This window comes from uncultured Caballeronia sp., from assembly GCF_964243625.1.
In the GTDB taxonomy this organism is placed as follows: domain Bacteria; phylum Pseudomonadota; class Gammaproteobacteria; order Burkholderiales; family Burkholderiaceae; genus Caballeronia.
Map to the genome: position 1 here is coordinate 1 of NZ_CAXTGZ010000042.1, position 19,612 is coordinate 19,612.

Genomic DNA, 19,612 nt, shown 5'->3' on the forward strand with positions numbered 1-19,612 from the left:
AATCTCATTACGGCGAACCCGGATATCAATGTCATCTATGCAACCGGCGAGCCCGCCATGCTTGGCGCCATCGCGGCGATCAATGCACAAGGCATGAACAAGAAGATCAAGGTCGTCGGATGGGACCTTGCGTCGGAAGTCATCCGGGGAATCGACAACGGGGTCGTGCTGGGTGTCGTGCAACAGGACCCCGCTGCCATGGGCCGCGCTGCGATTCAGGCGCTTAACGACGTCCATGAAGGGAAAACCGTTCAGACCACGATCTCAGTGCCGCTCGCTGTCGTCACGAAGGCGAACGTCGATCCTTATCGTGCTGCCTTCAAAAAGTGACCGGATATGGAACAGCTTGAAACTCAGGAACGCGCGGACCAGGCGCTTGGCCAGCCCGTACTTTCATTGCGCGACATCAAGATTTCGTTTGGCTCGTTCCAGGCACTGCGCGGCGTCGACCTCGACTTGTACCCCGGCGAATGTCTCGGCCTGATCGGAGACAACGCAGCGGGAAAGTCGACGCTCACGAAGATCATGGCCGGGACCTACATTCCGGACAGCGGAGACATATTGGTGGGAGGGGAGCCCGTCAAGCTGACCAGCCCCGCCGATGCGCGTGCGCGTCACATCGAAATGGTCTATCAGGACCTGAGCTTGTGTGACGCTATCGATGTCGCCGGCAATCTTTTTCTCGGACGCGAGCTTTGCAACAAGGGCTTTCTGAAACGAAGCGCAATGCTCGAAGAGGGAAAACGGCTCTTGTCAAATCTCAAGATCCGCATTCCTGACCTGAACGCGAACGTCGAGCAGCTTTCGGGCGGTCAGCGCCAGGCGATTGCGATTGCGCGAGCGGCATCGTTCGAACCGCGCGTGTTGATCATGGACGAGCCCACCTCGGCGCTTGCCGTTGCCGAAGTCGAGGCCGTGCTCGCGTTGATCAATCGCGTAAAGGCGCAAGGTGTGTCCGTCGTGCTGATCACTCACCGGCTTCAGGATCTCTTTCGCGTATGCGACCGGATCGCCGTCATGTACGAGGGCACGAAGGTCGCCGAGCGCCGGGTGAAAGATACGACGCTGGAAGAGCTGGTTCAATTGATCGTTGGGGAGCAGCACCGATGAGCACCTCCATTTATACCGAGCGGGAAAAAGGCTCGAAGTACAGGGACATGCTTCTTGCACATGCGCAGGTCGCATCGATTGCGGTGTTCTTTATTGCATGCTGCATCCTGTTCAGTGCCGCAACGCCCACCTTCCTGACCACTGCCAACCTGCTGAACATTCTCAGGCAGCTTGCGCCCATGCTGGTGGTCGCGATTGCAATGACGTTTGTCATTGCCACGGGAGGAATCGACCTGTCCGTGGGCTCGGTCGTCGCATTGACGAATTCGCTCGCTGCGATCCTGATGCAAGCCGGTCTCTCGTGGCCTGTCGCTATTCTTGTGACGATACTGCTGGGCGCAGTCATTGGTCTCGTGCAGGGCTGGTTTTCTGCGAGCCAGGCGATACCGTCATTCATCGTCACGCTTGCCGGGCTTTCCACGTTGCGCGGCATCGCGCTGTATTCCACTCAGGGATTCTCGATACCCATTGAATCAGGAACGGGCTTTGACTTCTTCGGAGCCGGCACGGTCGCGGGCATTCCGGTGCCGGCCATCATCGCGATTATTGCGGCCTTGATTGGCTACATCACGATCAACCGTACGCGGTACGGCCGCCAGGTCATTGCCGTCGGTTCCAACGCCGAGGCGGCACGCCGCTCCGGCATGCCGGCGCTGCGCATCAAGGCATCGGTATTCGTGATCTCCGGCGCTGCGTCCGCTATAGCGGGGCTGATGCTCGCGTCGCGTTTGGGATCGGGCTCCTCGAATGCGGCATCCGGATTCGAACTCGATGTCATCGCGGCGGTGGTGCTGGGCGGCACTTCGCTGATGGGCGGACGCGCGACGGTGGTCGGCACGGTCCTCGGCGCACTGACAATCGCAACGCTTGGAAACGGACTGATCCTCTTGCATGTATCGCCCTTCTTTACCCAGATCGTGACAGGGGTGATCATCCTTCTTGCAATCTGGTCGAACACGCGCGTCTTCAGCAAACTGCGCACGGCAAAAAAAGGAAAGAAATGATGGAGCTTCAATCCCATTCAGACCAGTTGCGAGAAAAGAACCTGGCCCTTTGGAACGAGATGCAGGCGCATGCGTTCGTCGAAGACATCAAGAACGATTCGCTTGCAAAAAATGTGTTTCACAACTACCTTCGATACGAACATTTGTTTGTCGAAACCGCCATCACGATCTTTGGCTACGCGCTCGTCAAGGCGCCGGATCTGGGCAGGAAGCGTTGGCTTTCGGGCGTGCTGCACGCTTTATCGACTGAGCAGATTCCTTATTTCGAAGCCGTGTTCGACGCACTGGATGTGCGTCCTGTTTCGGACCTCGATACCCTGCCCGCCCGCGTTGTTGCATTCAACTCCGGCATGCTCGAGATCGCGGCCAACGGGTCTTACCACGACGTCGTCGTCGCGATGATGTGCGCCGAGTGGATGTACGCCGAGTGGTGCCAAGCGGCGGCGCGCACTCACATCGCGGATCCAAACGTCAGGGCCTGGGTCCTGCTGCACACCGACATCGCATTCCTCAATCAAGCCGCGTGGCTCAAGAACGAGATCGACACCCTCCCTGCCGCCAAGTTCGATTTCGGGCGTGCAAACGAGATCTTCTCCAAAGCCCTTTCGCTTGAAATCGGCTTCCACAGCGCCGCGTACGAATAGTCGTCAACCAGGGATACATGTATGTCGCACAAGCTCGTTTTGAATGAAAAACCCAATGCCATCGCCACGCTGTTCGGCCGCAAGAAAGCGGTCATCGGCATGCTTCATTGTCTTCCGCTGCCCGGCTCCGCGCGCTACGACGGAGAGCGGATGGAGGACATCATCGCCTTCTCATGCAACGAAGCGCGTCTGCTCGTGGAAGGTGGCGTCGACGGACTGATGGTCGAGAACCACGGCGATATTCCGTTCAGCAAGCCGGACAGTATCGGCCCGGAAACGGTTGCGGCAATGACCATGATTACCGAAGCCGTCAAACGCACGGTGAAATGCCCTGTCGGCATCAACGTGCTCGCGAACGGCGCAATCCAGGCGCTTGCAATTGCCAAGGCGGCGTCGGCGTCGTTCATTCGTGTGAACCAGTGGGCGAACGCATACGTGGCCAACGAGGGTATTGTCGAGGGTCCCGCCGCGCAGGCGACACGTTACCGCTCGTGGCTGCATGCAAGGGACATCAAGATCTTCGCCGACGTCCACGTGAAGCACGGCGCGCACGCCATCACGGGCGACCGCTCGATCCCCGAACTCGCTCGCGACGTGGAATTCTTCGATGCCGACGCAGCCGTGGCGACGGGCCAGCGAACGGGCGACTCCGCGCAACTCGATGAACTCGCGGCTATCGGCAAGGGAACGTCGCTGCCCGTGGTCGTTGGATCGGGCGTCACGCCGGCGAACATTGGCGACATGTTTTCCATTGCCGATGCCGTCATCGTTGCGAGCTTCCTCAAGAAAGACGGGCTGTGGTGGAACGACGTCGATCGAGATCGCGTGCATGAATTCATGGCCGCTGCAAACAAGGCCCGTTCATGAAACGTGTGTTCGTGGTGGGCAATGCAGTGTCGGATGTGACGCTCAATGTCCGGCGCGCACCGCGCCCGGGCGAGTCGGTTCTGGCGCAATCGATCGCTCGCGCACCCGGTGGAAAGGGGCTGAATCAGGCGGTGGCGGCGCAGCGTTCGGGCGCGAAGGTCGTGTTCGTCTCGGCGATAGGCGGCGATGCTGCCGGCATCGAGATCGAGAACGCGCTGCTTCGAGAAGCGTTCGACGATCTGCGTCTGATCAAATTGTCTTGTGATACGGATGTCTCGATCCTCACGGTGACCGCCGACGGCGAGAACTCGATCATCACCACGATCGGTTGCACGCAGGCGAGCAGCGCGGAACGTCTCACGGCGTCTCTATCAGACGTTCAAGCGGGAGACTACGTGCTGATGCAAGGCAACCTGTCTCTTGCCAGCACCAACGCGGTCGCCGATCTGGCTCGCGCGCGCAGCGCGAAAGTCGTGATCAACGCCGCGCCGTGGCACTGGGACAGCACCGAAGCGCTTGAGAAGTGCGACGGTGTCATCGCGAACGAGGGCGAAATCCTGGACATCGCAAAAGGTGTCGACGTAAAGGATTCGGCGGCGTGGTTGCAGTCGAAGGGGCCGGCTTGGGTGATCGTGACCCTGGGCGCTGAAGGCTGCCTGCTTTCGACGCACGAAGGCGCGTCGAACTTCGCGGCACGGCCGGTAAAAGCCTCCGATACATCCGGTGCGGGCGACGTTTTCTCAGGGGTGCTGGTCGGCTCGCTTGCGCGAGGCGCCTCGCTCGACGACGCCATCCAGGCAGGGCAGCGCGCCGCCGCGCTGACGGTCGAGCGGACCGGGACGTTCAGCGCGATTCCGTCGGTGGAAGAAATGCAGGACATCGTTCGATAGCGGGAATTTACGGTAATCTGAAAGGACCGCTGCGCGTTGGTAAAGGGCCGGCAAACGCGAGTAACATGCAGCTTTATCTACTCAGTCACATGCCTGTTGCGCGCCGGCCGGGCCGGCGAATGCGGTCCGTACAGTCAGGCGCCCTGCTATGCCAGAAAACCCACAAAAACCTGACATCGATACCGCCAGACGACAAAAGCGCTGGCAGCCGTCCCAGGCCGTGCGCCATATCCTGATGGTGATCGCGGGCTTCGTCGCCCTCGTTGCGGTCTCCAGCGTCGTGCTATATCACACGGTCTTGTACGGCGATGCGATCGAAAACTTCGGCATCGTCATGATGCTGACCGTGCCCGTGATCGCCGCCGTCGCGTTTCGCGTGGCGCTGGATAGCTGGCTTGATCGGGAATGAAGCGTTGGTTTCATCATGCTGGTTCTCCGTAGTGATTCTTCGAGTGTTGCAGCAAGAAACGAGACGCTGGTGCATGCCTGCATCGATAGTCTTCAGGCAAGGAGAGGCGAACGTGCTTCTCTTTCCCGAGCACATTCAATGAGGAATCACCATGTCCAGGCAAGATGACAACAAGGCTATCGTCGGCCGCTGGTTCACTCGTTTTTGGGGCGAGACCTGCGACCTCGGTATCGTCGATGAACTCGCTGCACCCGACATGCTCCTGCAGTATTCGCTGCACGAGTCGCGCCGTGGCCGCGAGGACATCAAGTCGTTCATGACCGGTTTTCGCGCCGCATTCCCAAATCTCAACTTTTGGGGCACGGCCGATCTGATCGCGGAAGGCGATTACGTGGTCGGCCGCTGGGAAGGCGGTGGCACGCACACCGGTCAGGCGTTCGATGACTTTCTCATCGGCGCACTGCCTGCCGCGACCGGCCGGACAATGCGCTTCACGGGGACGACCGTGCTCCGGCTGCAAGGCGGCATGATCGTTGAAGAGACCGGTCTGGACGATGGCGTGACTGCACTGCAGCAGCTAGGGCTGATCAAGGCGGCTTGATCGTTTTCATGGAACGGGCCGGGAATCCTCCGGCCCGCTTTCAAGCGTCGCCATTAACCTCCTTGAGCACATCGATAAAAGCCCGCAATCCGGCCGGCACGTGCCGATGTCCGGGATAGTACAAACACAAGCCCGGAATGAACGGGCACCACTCTTGCAAAACGAGCACCAGCCGGCCATCGTCCAGCCAGTCACGTGCGGCTGCTTCCGGCACGTAGGCCAGGCCCAGTCCATCGGACGCGGCTTCGACCATCAGCCCGTTGTTATCCAGCGTGAGCGCGCCGGGAACATCGACCAGCACTTCCTCGCCGCGCCTTGCGAATTCCCATCGGTACCGCTTGCCACTCGGCAAGCGCTGCCGGATACAGGCGTGCTCGCGAAGGTCATCGGGTGTGATGAGCGGCTTTCGTCCCGCAAGATACGAGGGCGCCGCGACCACGACAAAACGCAAGTCGCCGCCAATGCGTACCGCCACCATGTCACGCGGCACTGACTCCTCGAGCCGCACGCCGGCATCGAAATCCTGTTCCACGATGTCCACGAGCCGGCCCTCCACCACCAGATCCAGCGCCATGCCGGGAAAGCGTTCCAGAAAGCGCGGCACCGCGGCTTTCAGCAGGATCCTCGCAGCGCCCTCGTTGGCGTTGATCCGCAGCATGCCGCTCGGATTGCCGCGAGCATCGGCGACTGCGTCCAGCGCTTCATCGAGATCGCGCAGCACGGGCTCGATGCGCACCAGCAGCGCTTCACCGGCCTCCGTGGGCGCCACGCTGCGCGTGGTGCGATTGAGCAGGCGCACGCCCAACTGGCGCTCCAGCGCGAGCATCGTATGACTCAGCGATGACCGCGACACGCCGAGCGCATCGGCGGCGCGGCGGAAACTCCGATGCGCCGCGACGGCAGAAAACGCAGTGAGATCGGCAAGCGTGGGTTTGGTCATTGGTGTCGATTTTTCACGAGGGCATGCACACTATAGCGGCTTCTCTCACCAATCATCGGCACCTAGAATGGGTCTCAGGCAATCCGATCCGACGACTTTTGGGAGACATCATGACAAAAGCCTGGCTTATCACCGGCACATCCTCCGGCCTTGGACGGCTGCTCGCCGAGCGCCTCCTCGCGCGAGGCGACAAAGTCGTCGCAACGCTGCGCCGCGATGGCGCGCTCGACGACCTCAAGGAGCAATACAACGACCGCCTTCACGTACTGACGCTCGATGTCACCCATACCCGGGCGACCCGGACGTGCATTGCCGGGGCGTTCGAAGCCGCGGGCCGTATCGATGTCGTTGTGAGCAATGCGGGTTATGGTCTGTTCGGCGCAGGCGAAGAGGTGACCGACGAGCAGATCGACCGGCAAATCGCGACCAATCTCACCGGCTCGATTCAGGTCATCCGCGCGGCGCTGCCGCATCTTCGCGCCCAGGGCGGCGGCCGGATCGTCCAGGTTTCATCGGAGGGCGGACAGATCGCCTATCCGAACTTCAGCCTTTATCACACGACGAAATGGGGTATTGAAGGCTTCGTGGAGTCGGTGGCGAAGGAAGTGGCGCCGTTTGGCATCGACTTCGTGATCGTGGAGCCAGGACCGACGAGCACGCAGTTCGGCGCCGGACTGGACCACGCCAAGCCCATGCCCGAGTACGAAGACACGCCGGCGGGCGATGTACGGCGAGCAATCGCGACCAACAGCTTCGCGATTCGCGGCGACGCGGGCAAGACCGTCGACGCGATGATCGCCGCCGCCGACTCGGCGCACCCGCCCTTGCGCCTGACGCTGGGTGGCACCGCCTACGAGTCGATCCGCGCGGCGCTGACGGAACGGCTGAAGGCGCTTGAAGCGCAAAAGGACATCGCCTACTCTGCAGACTCGTGAAGCTCGTCGATCATCACTCGATGGTCGGCGTCGATCCGGTGAAATGCTCCGCACGCAGGAAATCGAAATCCACGCCCTTGTCCGCCTGTGTCACCGTTTCCAGGAAGAGCTTCCGGTAGCCGCGCCCGGCTGTCGGCACGACGACGGGTTCATCGAGCGCGCGTTGCGCCAGTTCTTCCTCCGGGACGAGCAGCGATATCTCGCGATTCGCCACGCTCAGGCGGATCTGGTCGCCGTTGTGCACATGGGCAAGCGGCCCGCCGATCGCGGCCTCGGGCGTCACGTGCAACACGATCGTGCCGAACGCGGTGCCGCTCATGCGGCCATCGGAGATCCGGACGATGTCCTTCACCCCCGCCTTCGCCAGCTTTTTCGGAATCGGAATATAGCCCGCCTCCGGCATGCCCGGCGCGCCCTTCGGTCCGATGTTCTTGAGCACCAGGATGTCGTCGGCGGTGACATCGAGATCGTCGGAATCGATGCGCAGCGCCATGTCATCGGCGTTCTCGAAGACGATCGCGCGACCGGTGTGTTCCATGAGGTCCGGATGCGCCGCCGATTGCTTGATGATCGCACCGCCCGGCGCAAGATTCCCTTCGAGCACGGCAATGCCGCCCTGCGGATAGATCGGCCGTTCGCGCGTCTTCACGACGTCTTGCGCAAAGCCCGGTCCGCTGAGTTCGATTTCCTCGCCAAGCGTGCGGCCCGTGACGGTCAGCGCATCCAGCTTGAGCAGCGGCTTGAGTTCGCGCAGCAGCGTGGCCATGCCGCCGGCATGATGGAAGTCTTCCATGTAATGCTGCCCGGACGGCTTCAGGTCCACCAGGACGGGGGTATCGCGGCCCATCCGGTCGAGCGCCTTCAGGTCGACTTCGAGCCCGCAACGCCCGGCGATCGCCGTCAGATGGATGATGCCGTTCGTCGATCCGCCGATTGCAAGCAACACGCGCATTGCGTTATGAAATGCATCGGGCGTCAGGATCTTGTCGATGGTCAGCCGTTCATGCGCCATCTTCACGGCCTGCGCGCCACTCAGTTCCGCCACGCGCATGCGGTCGGCGGTAACGGCGGGCGGCGATGCACCGCCAGGCACGGTCATGCCCAAGGCCTCTGCAATGCACGCCATCGTGCTTGCGGTGCCCATCACCGAACATGTCCCCACACTCGCGACGAGCTGGTTGTTGACATCGGCGATCTCCTGCTCGTCGATCTCTTCCGCGCGGAACTTGCCCCAATAACGGCGGCAATCCGTGCACGCGCCCACACGTTCGGAACGATGCGAACCCGTCAGCATGGATCCGGTGATCAGTTGAATGGCCGGGAGACCCGCCGATGCCGCGCCCATCAGTTGCGCCGGCACCGTCTTGTCGCAGCCGCCGATCATCACGACGGCGTCCATGGGTTGCGCGCGCAGCATTTCCTCGGTGTCCATCGACATGAGGTTGCGCAGGTACATGCTCGTCGGCGATGAAAAGCTTTCGTGGATGCTGATGGTCGGGAAGTCCATCGGCAGGCCGCCGGCCAGCATCACGCCGCGCTTGACCGCCTCGATCAGTTGCGGCGCGTTACCATGGCATGGGTTGTACGCGCTGCCCGTATTGACGATGCCGACCACGGGGCGATCGAGCGCGCTGTCGGTGTAGCCGGCGCCTTTGATGAACGCCTTGCGCAGGAAGAGCGAGAAGCCGCTGTCGCCGTAGCTGGTCAGGCCTTTGCGAAGACCCGTGGAGGATTTTTCTGACATGGTTTTAGTGGTTAGCGAAGCCGTAGAGCTTGTGTGCGTTAGTGGTAAGAATCGCCGTGCGCACGGCGGGGTCCGGCGCCCAGAGCGCAAGCGTATCGAGCAATTGTGCGACGCTCGGCATGGTGGTCCAGGTCGCGACGTGCGGCCAGTCCGAACCCCACACGCAACGATCGGGCGCGGTATCGATCAGCGCCTGCGCATAGCCGAGCGTGTCGGCATACGGTGGTTCCCCGGCGCTCAGCCGATATGCGCCCGAGACCTTGACCCAGGCGCCGTCGCGAACGAGTGCGAGCAGTTCGCGAAAGCCCGCCGATTCGACGCCTTCGGACGTGGGGATGTGGCCCATGTGATCGACAACAATCGTCGATTGCAGCTTCCTGAACCGCGGCGCAATGGCCGGCAACTCCCGCGCGTCCAGCAGGAACTGCATGTGCCAGCCCCAGTCGCGCGCGAGGGCATCGTACTCGGCAAGCTGCGCGAGGCTCACGCCACCGCCGCCGTACAGCACGTTCAGGCGCAGGCCGACCGCGCCGGCGTCTTTCATCGATTGATAGTGTGCATCGGGAAGTCCGAGCGCCGGCACGACGACCCCGCGCAAGCGTTCGGGATGCGCACGCAACGTGTCGAGCATCAGCGTGTTGTCCTGCCCGTGAACGCTCACCTGGATCAGCACGCCGTACTGCGAGCCGACGTCATCGAGCATCTTCAGATAAGCCTCGGGCGTGGCGGGTGGCGGCGTGTAAGCGCGATCCGGCATCCAGGGATGAGCCGGCGGTCCGCCGATCACGTGCGCGTGGGTATCGACCGCGCCGGCGGGCATCTCGAACGCCGATGCCCGCGGCTGGACCGGCGCGGGTCCCGGACAAAGCGGCGCGGTGCTTGTTTCGGTAGCCGTCATTTGATGTCATCCAGTTGAATGCCGCGCGTCTCGGGAAGCAGCGCCGCGCTCAAGAGGAGCAGCGCGTAAGCCACCACGGCAAAGATCGCGATGGCGGTTGCAAGTCCGAAGCGTACCGAAAACGCGCCGACAAGCGCAGGGAAAAGCGCGCCCATGCCCCGGCCGAAGTTGTAGCAGAAGCCCTGGCCGGAACCGCGCAGCCGGGTCGGATAAAGTTCTGAGAGAAACGATCCCACGCCCGCAAGATAACCGCTGGAGAAGAACCCGAGCGGAAAACCGAGCCAGCGGATCGCTTCGTTGCTGATCGTGAACTGCGTGTAGGCGAGCACCACGATGATCGCCGCTATCGAAAACGACACGAAGAGTTTCTTGCGTCCGAAACGGTCCGCCATCCACGCGCCGAACAGATAACCGAAAAAACTTCCGGTAATCAGGAAGCCCAGATAGCCGGTCGAATTGATGACGGTCAAATGCCGCTCGGTCTTGAGGAAAGTCGGAATCCACGTCGATATGGCGTAATAACCGCCCTGGCATCCCATCATGAAAACCGATCCGAGGATCGTCGTTTTCAGCGTGCCAGGACGAAAGATCTCCCAGAGCGACGGTGCATCGCCATCGATTGCGCGTTGTTTTCGGGCGCGGTCGGCAATCTCGGGTTCCCTGACATGCCGCCGCGCATAGACCAGCAGCAGCGCAGGCAGCACGCCGAATGCGAACATGGCGCGCCAGGCGGTTTCGGGCGGGAAGACCGAGAACATTCCCGCTTGCAACAGAACCGCCGCGCCCCAGCCCACCGCCCACGCCGATTGCACCACGCCTACCGCGCGGCCCCGGAATTGCGGCCGGATCGTTTCGCCGATCAGCACGGCGCCCGCCGCCCATTCACCGCCAAAACCGAAACCGAGAATGGCCCGTGCGATCATCAACTGGTCGAAGTTCTGCACGAACGCGCACGCAATACTGAAGATGCAGAACCACGCAACAGTGATCTGCAGCGTCTTCACGCGGCCGATCCTGTCGGCGAGATACCCCGCAAGCCAGCCGCCGATAGCCGATGTCAGCAGCGTACCTGTCACCGCCAGGCCCGCAATGCCGGTATCGACTTTCCACAACGTCATGATGGTGCCGATCACGAGCGGATAGATCATGAAGTCGAGCGCATCCAGCCCCCAGCCGGTAAAGCATGTCCAGAAGGTGCGCCGCTCCTGCGTGGTCAGTTCCTTGTAGAACGCGGCGAGACCGGTGTCGTCGCGTTTGTCCGGGTTCAGTGGTCTTGGTGGTGTCTGGCTCATGCCGTGGGTATCCGTGTGATCGTACGTGCCGCAAAGCGTGTCACGCCTTCACGGTTACTTGTTGTTCCGCCGGGGGACGCAACGCCGCGCGCCGTTGCCGCAGCGCTTTCAACTGGCCATCGATCAGCACGCCGAGCACGATCACGCCGCCCATGACGGCAAAATTCAGCGACGACGGAATCCCCAGCAGGTTGACGAGATTCTGCAGGATCTGCAGCAGCACCGCACCGAGCGCAATCCCGAGTATCGAACCCTCGCCGCCGCGCAGCGAGCAGCCGCCCAGCACCGCGGCAGCGATCGCATAAAGCTCGTAGAACGTTCCATGCGACGCGGGCGCAACGGAGCGCGTGTACATGGCGAAGTAGACGGACGAGATGCCCGCGAGTCCCGAGCAGATCACGTACGACGCAATCACCACCGCCCGCGTGTTGATGCCCGAATAACGCGCCGCCTCTTCGTTCTTCCCGACCGCGAAAAGGTAACGGCCGAACACCGACTTGTGCAGGACCACGGCCATGATCGCCGCAATCACCACGAACGCGATAAAGCTGTTCGGCACGCCCCAGATATGACCCGTCGTCAGCCGTTCCAGCGTCGGGAAGGTCTGGCCGAACTCGAAGCCGGCAGTGCCGTCATCAGTGTAATAACGCGCCGCGCCGCGATAGATCAGCAAGCCGCAAAGCGTGACCACGAACGGCTGCATGCGCAGCCTTGTCACGAGGAAACCGTGGACCAGCCCGATCACCAGTCCCGCGACGACCATCAGCACGGTGGCGACGATCCAGTTCACGCCATCGGTTGAAAGAAGCGTCATGAAGATCACGCCGAGCAGCGCGAACACCGATCCGATCGACAAATCGATGCCGCCCGTGATGATCACGAATCCCTCGCCGATCGCAAACAACCCGAACAAGCCGATGAGGTTCGCCGTGTTCGAAAGATTCGCCGGCGAGATGAAACGCGGGTTGATGATCGCCACGATCGTGCCGACGACCAGGATGAGCACGAGTAGGCCCAAGTCTTTCTTCAACATGATGTCTGCCTGTTTTAATGAACCGTCTGGACCGTTTCGCCGACGGCGAGATGCATGATGCTCGCTTCGCTGAGCGCGTCCCGTCCGAGAATGCCGGCGATGGCGCCCTCGTGCATGACCGCCACGCGATCGCTTACGCCGATCACCTCTTCCATGTCGCTCGATATCATCAGGATCGCCACGCCCCGGTCAGCGAGCTTGCGCATCAAAGCGTAGATTTCGCTCTTTGAGCCGGCGTCGACACCGCGTGTGGGCTCGTCGAAGATGACGAGTTTCGGCTGCATGCACAGCCACTTGCCGAGCACCACCTTCTGCTGGTTGCCTCCGGACAGCGCGCCCGCGTGAACATCCACGGAAGGCGCCTTGATGCGCAGCGACTTCTGCTGTTCTTCTGCCACGCGCTGCACGTTGCGGGTATCGACGAGATTGCCGCGTGAGACTGCAGGCAAGCTCGCAAGCACGATGTTTTCAGCGATGCTGCTGTCCAGGATCAGCCCGGAATGCTTGCGGTCCTCCGGGATCAGATAGATGCCGAGCCTGATTGCATCTCGCGGAGAGCGGATCACGACAGTCTTGCCGTTCAGACGCAGCGCGCCGCCCGCCGGCTTGTCGATACCGAAGATCGCGCGCGCCAGTTCCGTGCGTCCCGATCCGATCAGCCCTGCAAGGCCGAGGATTTCGCCGCCTCGCAAAGCAACCGTCACCGGTTGCGCGGGATAAGCCGGCGTTGCAAACGCTTCGAGTTCCAGGACGGGCGCGCGCGGCGCGGTTTCCGGCGGCGTGTAGAGCGTGTTGAGACTGCGCCCGATCATGAGCCGGATCATTGCGTCGTGCCGGATCTCCGCACGATCGAGGCTGCCCACGAGCGCGCCATCGCGCAGCGCGACCACGCGGTCCGCGCACTGCTCGATTTCGGACAGGCGGTGCGTGATGAAGATGATCGCCACGCCGCTTTTCTTAAGATCGCCGACGATATCCAGCAATCGCGACGTCTCGGACGTGGTGAGACTCGACGTCGGCTCATCCATGATGATGAGCTTTGCATCGAGCGACAGCGCCTTGACGATCTCCAGCATCTGGCACTGGGCAATCGACAGATCCGCCACCGGCGTGCTCGCCGAAAAATCGCAGCCAAGCCGCTTCAGGAGCGGCGTGACGCGGGCATGCAGAACCTTGTTGTCCACGAGCCGCAACGGGCCGCCATAGCGCGGTTCACGGCCGATAAAAACATTCGCTGCCACATCGAGGTTCTCGAACAGGTTGAGTTCCTGATGCACGAACGCGATACCCGCGCCGAGCGACTGGGGCACGCTCAGCGCGGCATGTTCGCGCCCTTCTATAGCGATCGTGCCGCTCGTGGGTTCGATCACACCGCCGAGCACTTTCATCAGCGTGGACTTGCCCGCGCCGTTTTCGCCGATCAGGCCCACGACCTCGCCTGCATCGACGTGAAAGCTCACGCCCTTCAGCGCCTGCACCGCGCCATAGGTCTTGGCGATAGCCTTCAGCGACAGCAACGGCGCGCGAGATGGCAGCGGCTCGCTCATCACTTCTTCGCCATCCACGTCTTGACCTGCGCAATGAAACCATCGACATTCGATTTGTCGATGATCTGCGTCGGCACGATGATCTTGTGATCCTTGGGGATGAACGACTTGTCGCCTTCCAGGTAGCGCGCCATGTACTTCATGCCGAGGTAGCCCCATTGATACGGCTGCTGCACCACGGTTCCTGCCACCACGCCTTGCTTGATGCCGTTGAGCGTGCCCTGGTCGTTGTCGAAGCCCACCACCGTCACCTGACCGGCGCGGCCGGATTGCTGCAAGGCCAGCTCGATCTGCGGCGTGTTGTACGCAAAAATGCCGATCATGCAGTTGACGTCCTTGCGCGCGGTCAGGATATCGGCCGCATTGCTTTGCGCCCGCGCCTGATCCATCTCGTCGGAGCGCACGCTGTCGATCGTGATCTTCGTATTCTGCAGCCCTTCCTTCATTCCCTTGATGCGCTGCACGGCAAGGTCGGCGCCCGGCAAGCCCGCGAACGCCACGCACTTGCCGCCGTTCGGCATGGCCTTCGTCAGGATTTGCGCCGCCTGCTTGCCCGCATCGAAATTGCTCGATCCCAGATAAAACGCGCGCTTCGTGTCGGGCGCGTCGCCATCGGTCGTGGCGAGCAGCGTCTGGCCCGCCACTTTATTCAGCTCCTCTGTCTGGGTCTTGGGGTCCACCGAACTCAGGATGATGCCGGCCGCGCCGTTGGCAACGAGGTCATCCAGCAAGCGATTCTGGACCGCCGCCGACGACTGTTCCGGATACTTCATTTCAATTATGTAGTTCGGCAATTCGGCCTGGGCTTTGCGCATGCCGGCTTCGGCGAGCTTCCAGAAATCCACCGCCCCGTTGGCGACGAAGTAGAGATGTTTTTTATCGGCGGCGTGCGCTGACGTTGCAGCTGAAGTTACTGCCGAGACGAGCAACGCTGCGCTCAGCGCGGCTACTGACCACTTTCGGTACATGACTATCTCCTGTCATCCCTCCTGGCGAGGGAAACATATGTTGTTTTCGACGAGTTCTTGAAAAACTTCGGGGTGGCGAAACCAGCCAGCAATAACGCTTCGGTTTCCTTACGAGTTGAACGCACCTCCATCCGCAAGCAGGGCCTGCGCATTGACGTACGAGGATTCATCGGAGGCAAGGAAGACAAAGAGCGGCGCGATCTCGGCTGGCCGGCCCTGGCGGCCAAGCGGAACGAAGGTCGCGACCTTGTCGTCCTGGGTCGCGCGTCCGCCCATGAATCCGACGATCGGGTCGTTGAACGCGGTATCGACCCAGCCGGGGCAGATCGTATTCACTCGAATGTTCGATGGCGCCAGTTCCAGTGCGAGCGTGGTGCCAAACGCGATCACTGCGCCCTTGGACGCCGAGTACACGGTGAGTCCGGGCTGGCCGCGTTTGCCGGCAAGCGAAGCTGTATTGATGATCGAGCCGCCGCCCGACTGGCGCAGATGCGGCACCGCATGCTTCGCGCCGAAAAAGAGCCCTCGCACGTTCACGGCGAAGACGCGGTCGAATGCGGCGGCATCGAGCGCCGTGATATCGCCCGACGTCATCACGCCCGCGTTTTGCGCCAGGACGTCGAGGCCGCCGAGCCACGCGGCGCCGTCATTGATGAAGTCCGCGACGCTTTCCTCGCGCGAGACGTCCACGGCAATGAACCGCACGTTCGCGCCGAGTTCGGCTGCGACGGCGCTGCCGCGCTCGGCGTCGATATCGCCAATCACGACTTTCGCACCTTCCGAAAGGAACGCTTCGACCGCCGCTTTCCCGATGTTGTTGACCGCACCCGTGATGATGATGCGCTTGCTGCTCAGCCGCTGTTTCACGCGCCTGTCTCCGTTGTTTGAGCAATGGTCCCGCGCCGGCGCCTTGACCGTGCGGGGTTTGGCGAACCGGGGAATGAGCGGCGTGCGCTTCAAAAATCCGCTTCAACATGGTTCGACGCGACCAGTCTCGTTTTCTTTGACTCGATTGTCAATGATCTTGTTGACGTATAATTCAACGATGCTGAGTGATAACGTTTGCCTGATGGAATGACGCCTGCAGCTAGAATTGCGAACATCGGACGTAACGCCTTTCCAACCTTCAAACGGACCACAGGTTTTAGATGACAGACACGACTACTCGAAAACCATCGACGAATCAGGTTCAAGAGATCGTGAAAGCGCTCGAAGAGCAGATCGTGCTCGGCTGGCTGATGCCGCGCCAGCGTCTGCTCGAGGAAAAGCTGAGCGCCCAGTTCGATTGCAAGAAGCACGTGATTCGCGAAGCCATCTTCGAGCTCGAACGCATGGGACTGGTCGAGCACATTGCGAACAAGGGCGCGACCGTGCGTCTTCTCAGCCCGGGAGAAATCCGCCAGATTTATTCAGTGCGCGAGGCGCTCGAGATGCTCGCCGCTCAGCAGATTCCCCTGCCCGGCTCGCCGGAGTTCGTGGCGGAACTGACGCGGATCCAGACCGAACACACGCAGGCAGTTGAAGCGAAGGACTATCGCGCGGCTTTTCACGCGAACATGGCGTTTCACGATTGCCTGTTCTCGGCATGCGGCAATCCGTATCTTGCGGAGATGATCCGCAGCTCGGCGCAGAAGGTGCATGGCGCGCGGTTCTATACGTCCGCAAGCCAACCGCATCTGATGAATGCGCGCGATGAACATTGGGCCATGATTCGTGCAATCGAAAGCGGCAGCCGCGAGAGTCTCGTGACGCTGTGCCGAAGCCATATCGGGCCATCGCTCGATACGTACCTGAACGCGGTGCGTGGATTGTTTGAGACAGCGCCGCCGGGCGCGCGCTAAAAAAACCGGCAGCAACCGCTTCGCAACAAACCAGCCAAGACCACGCGCCGGCGCTCGATAGCGCCTGCCGACATCCCGTACTTCCCTCGAAAAAATTTCCAGAATTTATTGACCCTGCGCGGAATAACTCCGCAGCGCCAATCGTATTGCCATGCAGTCGTCAAATGCTAACGCGAATCATTTGACATTGCGTCCGGCAAAAAGTCACACGATCCATCGCTGCGCTCCGGCATATTCGCAATCAAAAAAGTGGGTGTAATAAATATGAAATCAAATCGAAACTCCTTGAGAGCCGGCCTTCTCGTGCTTGCCGGTGCAGCGCAGATCGATCGGGCCATCGCGCAACAAGGGCCGGCCGTGTCTGAAGACGCGATCCTGCCGCCGATCGAGATCCGGGGCAGCGCTCCTTCGAGCTATAGCCCTTTCGGCGGCGACAATACAATAAGTAATCCAAATCAAATCAGCTCGGCAAGCAAGACTGGTACGAAACTGAAAGATCTGCCATGGAATGCACAAGTCATCCCGCGCGCAGTGCTGTCCGAACAGGGCGCGACCATGCTTCGCGAAGGCGTGAGCAACGCAAGCGGCGTCAACGTCGGCGGCCAGGACACGAAAGGCTATTACGACCACTTCCTAATGCGACGAGACGAAGATTGAAGACGGCAGCGGGTCGGGCATCGCGAAGTTCTGCTTCATGCGCGCGACCTCCTCATGCGGACTGCTTCCGAACAGCCGCTTGAATTCCCGGCTGAACTGCGATGCACTTTCGTAACCCACGCTCGCCGCCGCACCCGCCGCCGTCATGCCATTGCGCGCCATCAGCAAGCGCGCCTGATGCAACCGTGTCGACTTGATGTACTGGATCGGCGATGAATCCGTGACGCTCTTGAAGTGCGCGTGAAACGTCGCGATACTCATGTTCGCTTCCCCCGCAAGATCCTCGACGGTCAGCGCCTGAGCAAACGAAGCGTGAATCTTGCGGATTGCCCGCGAGATCTTGCCGAAGTGTCCCTGACGGCTCAGCGCGGCGCGCATGGAACCTCCCTGCTGTCCGATAAACACGCGAAAATAAAGCTCTCGCACAATCGACGGTCCGATCACTTGCGCCTCAAGCGGATCGCGCATGGCATGCAAAAGACGCAGGACGGTACGCGCCAACGGAAGATCGAGTGGCGTGGTCGCCATGCCGGCCGGTTCGGACGACGACACCGCGTCGAGCTCTTCAAGTTGCAGCATCAGTTCGGCCGCGAGGCTGAAATCGAGACGCAGATAAATAGCGAGCAGCGGCTCTTCTGCGCTCGCTTCGGTTTCCATTGAAAACGGCAAGGGAACGGAGACGACCAGATACTGATTCGCGTCGTACAGGTAAACGTCGTCGCCGAGATAACCCCGTTTGCGCCCTTGGCACACGATCACGATGCCGGGATCGTAAAGCACCGGCGTGCGCGTCAACGGCCGGTTCGACCTGAGAAAGCGCACGTCGGGCAGCGCGCACAGGCTATAGCCTTCGATCGGCGCGAGTTCGAGCAAGAGCGCATTGGTCTCGCGACGCAATGCGTCCATGGGATCAGTGGAATCTGATAAGTCGGTCATGGCGTCGTATTTGGGATCGAGCGAAGCCTCATCTTGCACCGGCCGATGTGTCGAGTCCAGAGGATCATAGGATCAGGCAAGCCTTTCAGACTATCGAACATAGCTTGCGGTGAGCATGGAAACTACTATTTGATCGTTCCTTTCACACATCACAACCCTGGATACGACCATGACTGAAACCACCAAGAAAATCTTCCTGATCACCGGAGTCAGTTCGGGCTTCGGACTGGCGTTCGCACGCGCGGCGCTCGATGCCGGCCACACCGTTGTAGGCACCGTGAGGGACAGCGTCGCGGCCAACGCCTTCAAACGGATGGCTCAGGATCGCGCGCACCCCCTGCTGCTCGACGTCACCGATTTCGCAGCAATCGAACCCGCCGTGCGATCGGTCGAGACAGACATTGGTCCTGTCGATGTCCTTATCAATAACGCAGGTTACGGTCACGAAGGCACGCTCGAAGAATCGCCGCTCGAGGACATGCGCCGTCAGTTCGACGTCAACGTGTTTGGCGCCGTAGCGATGATCAAGGCGATCGTACCGTCCATGCGCAAACGCAGGGCGGGCCACATCATCAACGTCACGTCGATGGGTGGTTTCATCACCATGCCCGGCATTTCGTACTACTGCGGCAGCAAGTTCGCGCTCGAAGGAATTTCGGAAACCTTGTCCAAGGAGTTGAAGGGCTTTGGCATTCACGTCACCGCCGTGGCGCCCGGATCGTTTCGCACCGACTGGGCAGGACGTTCGATGGTGCGCGCGGGCCGCAGTATCGACGATTACGATGCGTTGTTCGAACCCATCCGCCGCGCCCGCGAGGAAAAAAGCGGCAAGCAGGCGGGGGACCCGGCCAAGGCTGCGCAGGCGCTGCTGAAGGTCATTGCTTCGCCGAATCCGCCGGTCCATCTGCTGCTCGGCAACGACGCGTTGAAGTTCGTCAGAGAAAAGTTGTCTTCCCTCGCCGATGAAATCAGCGAGTGGGAAGCGGTGTCGAGCTCAACCGACTACGCGGATTAGTCCATCCGCGAGAGCGGCGGCGCAAGGCCGTCGCCCTACTAGAAACGATTCGCCCGGATCAGAGTATCAGGCAAGACCTCCTGGCAACCGCATCGCCTTTCTGAGTGCTTGCAACGCTATCCCTCTTCCCCACGAAGCCACCGGAAGCTGTCACCATACGGCTCAACTTCGTTGTCCCATGCGTCACGAAGGAATTCAGAGGACAAGTCGATCCGCAGGCAAATCACTTTGGAGGAGAACAATGAGTCATTCCCGCGATACGCACAAAGGTGTATCGGCTG

General features: G+C 61.1%; 21 protein-coding genes. 12 read left to right on the plus strand and 9 right to left on the minus strand.

Annotated features, from left to right (window positions below):
• The 8 genes from ACFFAR_RS04710 to ACFFAR_RS04745 all read left to right on the plus strand — a co-directional run.
• Nucleotides 1-330, plus strand: a 330-nt coding sequence (locus ACFFAR_RS04710; protein ID WP_174363653.1) for a substrate-binding domain-containing protein, incomplete at its 5' end; no start/stop codon positions are given.
• Nucleotides 331-336: 6 nt separating this feature from the next.
• Nucleotides 337-1,110 (plus strand): ATP-binding cassette domain-containing protein, encoded by a 774-nt coding sequence (locus ACFFAR_RS04715; RefSeq protein WP_174363654.1) that lies wholly within the window; start codon nt 337-339, stop codon nt 1,108-1,110.
• The gene (locus ACFFAR_RS04720; RefSeq protein ID WP_174363655.1) at nt 1,107-2,114 is read left to right on the plus strand and encodes an ABC transporter permease; all 1,008 of its coding nucleotides are present in this window, start codon (nt 1,107-1,109) and stop codon (nt 2,112-2,114) included. The genes ACFFAR_RS04715 and ACFFAR_RS04720 overlap by 4 nt, the downstream gene beginning before the upstream one ends.
• Entirely contained in the window at nt 2,114-2,758 is a 645-nt protein-coding gene (locus ACFFAR_RS04725; protein ID WP_375507574.1) for a TenA family protein, read from the plus strand. Before ACFFAR_RS04720 ends, ACFFAR_RS04725 begins: the two co-directional genes overlap by 1 nt.
• 21 nt (nt 2,759-2,779) lie before the next feature.
• On the plus strand, nt 2,780-3,625 hold the full coding sequence (locus ACFFAR_RS04730) for a BtpA/SgcQ family protein (protein WP_062002211.1): 846 nt from the start codon (nt 2,780-2,782) through the stop codon (nt 3,623-3,625).
• Nucleotides 3,622-4,515, plus strand: coding sequence for a PfkB family carbohydrate kinase (locus ACFFAR_RS04735; protein WP_174363657.1), 894 nt, complete (start codon nt 3,622-3,624; stop codon nt 4,513-4,515). The genes ACFFAR_RS04730 and ACFFAR_RS04735 overlap by 4 nt, the downstream gene beginning before the upstream one ends.
• 148 nt (nt 4,516-4,663) lie before the next feature.
• Nucleotides 4,664-4,924 (plus strand): hypothetical protein, encoded by a 261-nt coding sequence (locus tag ACFFAR_RS04740; protein ID WP_062002213.1) that lies wholly within the window; start codon nt 4,664-4,666, stop codon nt 4,922-4,924.
• Between the two features lie 151 nt (nt 4,925-5,075).
• Nucleotides 5,076-5,525: an ester cyclase gene (locus ACFFAR_RS04745; protein WP_174363658.1), complete on the plus strand. Its 450-nt coding sequence runs from the start codon at nt 5,076-5,078 to the stop codon at nt 5,523-5,525.
• A gap of 40 nt (nt 5,526-5,565) precedes the next feature.
• Here ACFFAR_RS04745 and ACFFAR_RS04750 read toward each other — a convergent pair whose 3' ends face one another.
• Nucleotides 5,566-6,465 (minus strand): LysR substrate-binding domain-containing protein, encoded by a 900-nt coding sequence (locus ACFFAR_RS04750; RefSeq protein ID WP_174363659.1) that lies wholly within the window; start codon nt 6,463-6,465, stop codon nt 5,566-5,568.
• 110 nt (nt 6,466-6,575) lie between these two features.
• Here ACFFAR_RS04750 and ACFFAR_RS04755 point away from each other — a divergent pair, with 110 nt between their 5' ends.
• Nucleotides 6,576-7,400 carry an SDR family oxidoreductase gene (locus ACFFAR_RS04755; RefSeq protein WP_174363660.1) on the plus strand — a complete coding sequence of 275 codons (825 nt, stop codon included), beginning with the start codon at nt 6,576-6,578 and terminating at the stop codon, nt 7,398-7,400.
• Between the two features lie 13 nt (nt 7,401-7,413).
• Here the strand turns inward: ACFFAR_RS04755 and ACFFAR_RS04760 are convergent, their stop codons facing one another.
• From ACFFAR_RS04760 to ACFFAR_RS04790, 7 genes are all read right to left on the minus strand, one after another.
• Nucleotides 7,414-9,144 (minus strand): dihydroxy-acid dehydratase, encoded by a 1,731-nt coding sequence (locus tag ACFFAR_RS04760; RefSeq protein ID WP_174364102.1) that lies wholly within the window; start codon nt 9,142-9,144, stop codon nt 7,414-7,416.
• Nucleotides 9,145-9,148: 4 nt separating this feature from the next.
• A complete protein-coding gene (locus ACFFAR_RS04765; protein ID WP_174364101.1) occupies nt 9,149-10,042 on the minus strand; it encodes an amidohydrolase family protein in 894 nt (297 codons plus the stop codon).
• On the minus strand, nt 10,039-11,334 hold the full coding sequence (locus tag ACFFAR_RS04770) for an MFS transporter (RefSeq protein ID WP_375507575.1): 1,296 nt from the start codon (nt 11,332-11,334) through the stop codon (nt 10,039-10,041). Before ACFFAR_RS04770 ends, ACFFAR_RS04765 begins: the two co-directional genes overlap by 4 nt.
• 40 nt (nt 11,335-11,374) lie before the next feature.
• The gene (locus ACFFAR_RS04775) at nt 11,375-12,367 is read right to left on the minus strand and encodes an ABC transporter permease (RefSeq protein WP_174364100.1); all 993 of its coding nucleotides are present in this window, start codon (nt 12,365-12,367) and stop codon (nt 11,375-11,377) included.
• Between the two features lie 14 nt (nt 12,368-12,381).
• The gene (locus tag ACFFAR_RS04780) at nt 12,382-13,914 is read right to left on the minus strand and encodes a sugar ABC transporter ATP-binding protein (protein WP_375507576.1); all 1,533 of its coding nucleotides are present in this window, start codon (nt 13,912-13,914) and stop codon (nt 12,382-12,384) included.
• Nucleotides 13,914-14,882, minus strand: coding sequence for a substrate-binding domain-containing protein (locus ACFFAR_RS04785; protein WP_174365269.1), 969 nt, complete (start codon nt 14,880-14,882; stop codon nt 13,914-13,916). The genes ACFFAR_RS04780 and ACFFAR_RS04785 overlap by 1 nt, the downstream gene beginning before the upstream one ends.
• A 108-nt stretch (nt 14,883-14,990) precedes the next feature.
• Nucleotides 14,991-15,749, minus strand: coding sequence for an SDR family NAD(P)-dependent oxidoreductase (locus ACFFAR_RS04790; RefSeq protein WP_375507577.1), 759 nt, complete (start codon nt 15,747-15,749; stop codon nt 14,991-14,993).
• Nucleotides 15,750-16,030: 281 nt separating this feature from the next.
• Between ACFFAR_RS04790 and ACFFAR_RS04795 the strand changes: the two genes are divergently transcribed.
• Both ACFFAR_RS04795 and ACFFAR_RS04800 read left to right on the plus strand, forming a co-directional pair.
• Nucleotides 16,031-16,723 carry a GntR family transcriptional regulator gene (locus tag ACFFAR_RS04795; protein ID WP_375507578.1) on the plus strand — a complete coding sequence of 231 codons (693 nt, stop codon included), beginning with the start codon at nt 16,031-16,033 and terminating at the stop codon, nt 16,721-16,723.
• Between the two features lie 303 nt (nt 16,724-17,026).
• Entirely contained in the window at nt 17,027-17,380 is a 354-nt protein-coding gene (locus ACFFAR_RS04800) for a hypothetical protein (RefSeq protein ID WP_375507579.1), read from the plus strand.
• Here the strand turns inward: ACFFAR_RS04800 and ACFFAR_RS04805 are convergent.
• Entirely contained in the window at nt 17,357-18,316 is a 960-nt protein-coding gene (locus ACFFAR_RS04805) for an AraC family transcriptional regulator N-terminal domain-containing protein (RefSeq protein WP_375507580.1), read from the minus strand. The two genes, ACFFAR_RS04800 and ACFFAR_RS04805, sit on opposite strands and share 24 nt — an antisense overlap.
• A 169-nt stretch (nt 18,317-18,485) precedes the next feature.
• On the opposite strand from ACFFAR_RS04805, the gene ACFFAR_RS04810 reads away from it, so the two are divergent.
• Nucleotides 18,486-19,331 (plus strand): oxidoreductase, encoded by an 846-nt coding sequence (locus ACFFAR_RS04810; RefSeq protein ID WP_174365156.1) that lies wholly within the window; start codon nt 18,486-18,488, stop codon nt 19,329-19,331.
• Nucleotides 19,332-19,612: the final 281 nt, after the last annotated feature.

What these genes read in the sequence shown, in the direction of transcription:
- ACFFAR_RS04715 (WP_174363654.1), top strand. Translation starts at nt 337, where the DNA reads ATGGAACAGCTTGAAACTCAGGAACGCGCGGACCAGGCGCTTGGCCAG.
- ACFFAR_RS04720 (WP_174363655.1), top strand. Translation starts at nt 1,107, where the DNA reads ATGAGCACCTCCATTTATACCGAGCGGGAAAAAGGCTCGAAGTACAGG.
- ACFFAR_RS04725 (WP_375507574.1), top strand. Translation starts at nt 2,114, where the DNA reads ATGGAGCTTCAATCCCATTCAGACCAGTTGCGAGAAAAGAACCTGGCC.
- ACFFAR_RS04730 (WP_062002211.1), top strand. Translation starts at nt 2,780, where the DNA reads ATGTCGCACAAGCTCGTTTTGAATGAAAAACCCAATGCCATCGCCACG.
- ACFFAR_RS04735 (WP_174363657.1), top strand. Translation starts at nt 3,622, where the DNA reads ATGAAACGTGTGTTCGTGGTGGGCAATGCAGTGTCGGATGTGACGCTC.
- ACFFAR_RS04740 (WP_062002213.1), top strand. Translation starts at nt 4,664, where the DNA reads ATGCCAGAAAACCCACAAAAACCTGACATCGATACCGCCAGACGACAA.
- ACFFAR_RS04745 (WP_174363658.1), top strand. Translation starts at nt 5,076, where the DNA reads ATGTCCAGGCAAGATGACAACAAGGCTATCGTCGGCCGCTGGTTCACT.
- ACFFAR_RS04750 (WP_174363659.1), bottom strand. Translation starts at nt 6,465, where the DNA reads ATGACCAAACCCACGCTTGCCGATCTCACTGCGTTTTCTGCCGTCGCG.
- ACFFAR_RS04755 (WP_174363660.1), top strand. Translation starts at nt 6,576, where the DNA reads ATGACAAAAGCCTGGCTTATCACCGGCACATCCTCCGGCCTTGGACGG.
- ACFFAR_RS04760 (WP_174364102.1), bottom strand. Translation starts at nt 9,144, where the DNA reads ATGTCAGAAAAATCCTCCACGGGTCTTCGCAAAGGCCTGACCAGCTAC.
- ACFFAR_RS04765 (WP_174364101.1), bottom strand. Translation starts at nt 10,042, where the DNA reads ATGACGGCTACCGAAACAAGCACCGCGCCGCTTTGTCCGGGACCCGCG.
- ACFFAR_RS04770 (WP_375507575.1), bottom strand. Translation starts at nt 11,334, where the DNA reads ATGAGCCAGACACCACCAAGACCACTGAACCCGGACAAACGCGACGAC.
- ACFFAR_RS04775 (WP_174364100.1), bottom strand. Translation starts at nt 12,367, where the DNA reads ATGTTGAAGAAAGACTTGGGCCTACTCGTGCTCATCCTGGTCGTCGGC.
- ACFFAR_RS04780 (WP_375507576.1), bottom strand. Translation starts at nt 13,914, where the DNA reads ATGAGCGAGCCGCTGCCATCTCGCGCGCCGTTGCTGTCGCTGAAGGCT.
- ACFFAR_RS04785 (WP_174365269.1), bottom strand. Translation starts at nt 14,882, where the DNA reads ATGTACCGAAAGTGGTCAGTAGCCGCGCTGAGCGCAGCGTTGCTCGTC.
- ACFFAR_RS04795 (WP_375507578.1), top strand. Translation starts at nt 16,031, where the DNA reads ATGACAGACACGACTACTCGAAAACCATCGACGAATCAGGTTCAAGAG.
- ACFFAR_RS04805 (WP_375507580.1), bottom strand. Translation starts at nt 18,316, where the DNA reads ATGACCGACTTATCAGATTCCACTGATCCCATGGACGCATTGCGTCGC.
- ACFFAR_RS04810 (WP_174365156.1), top strand. Translation starts at nt 18,486, where the DNA reads ATGACTGAAACCACCAAGAAAATCTTCCTGATCACCGGAGTCAGTTCG.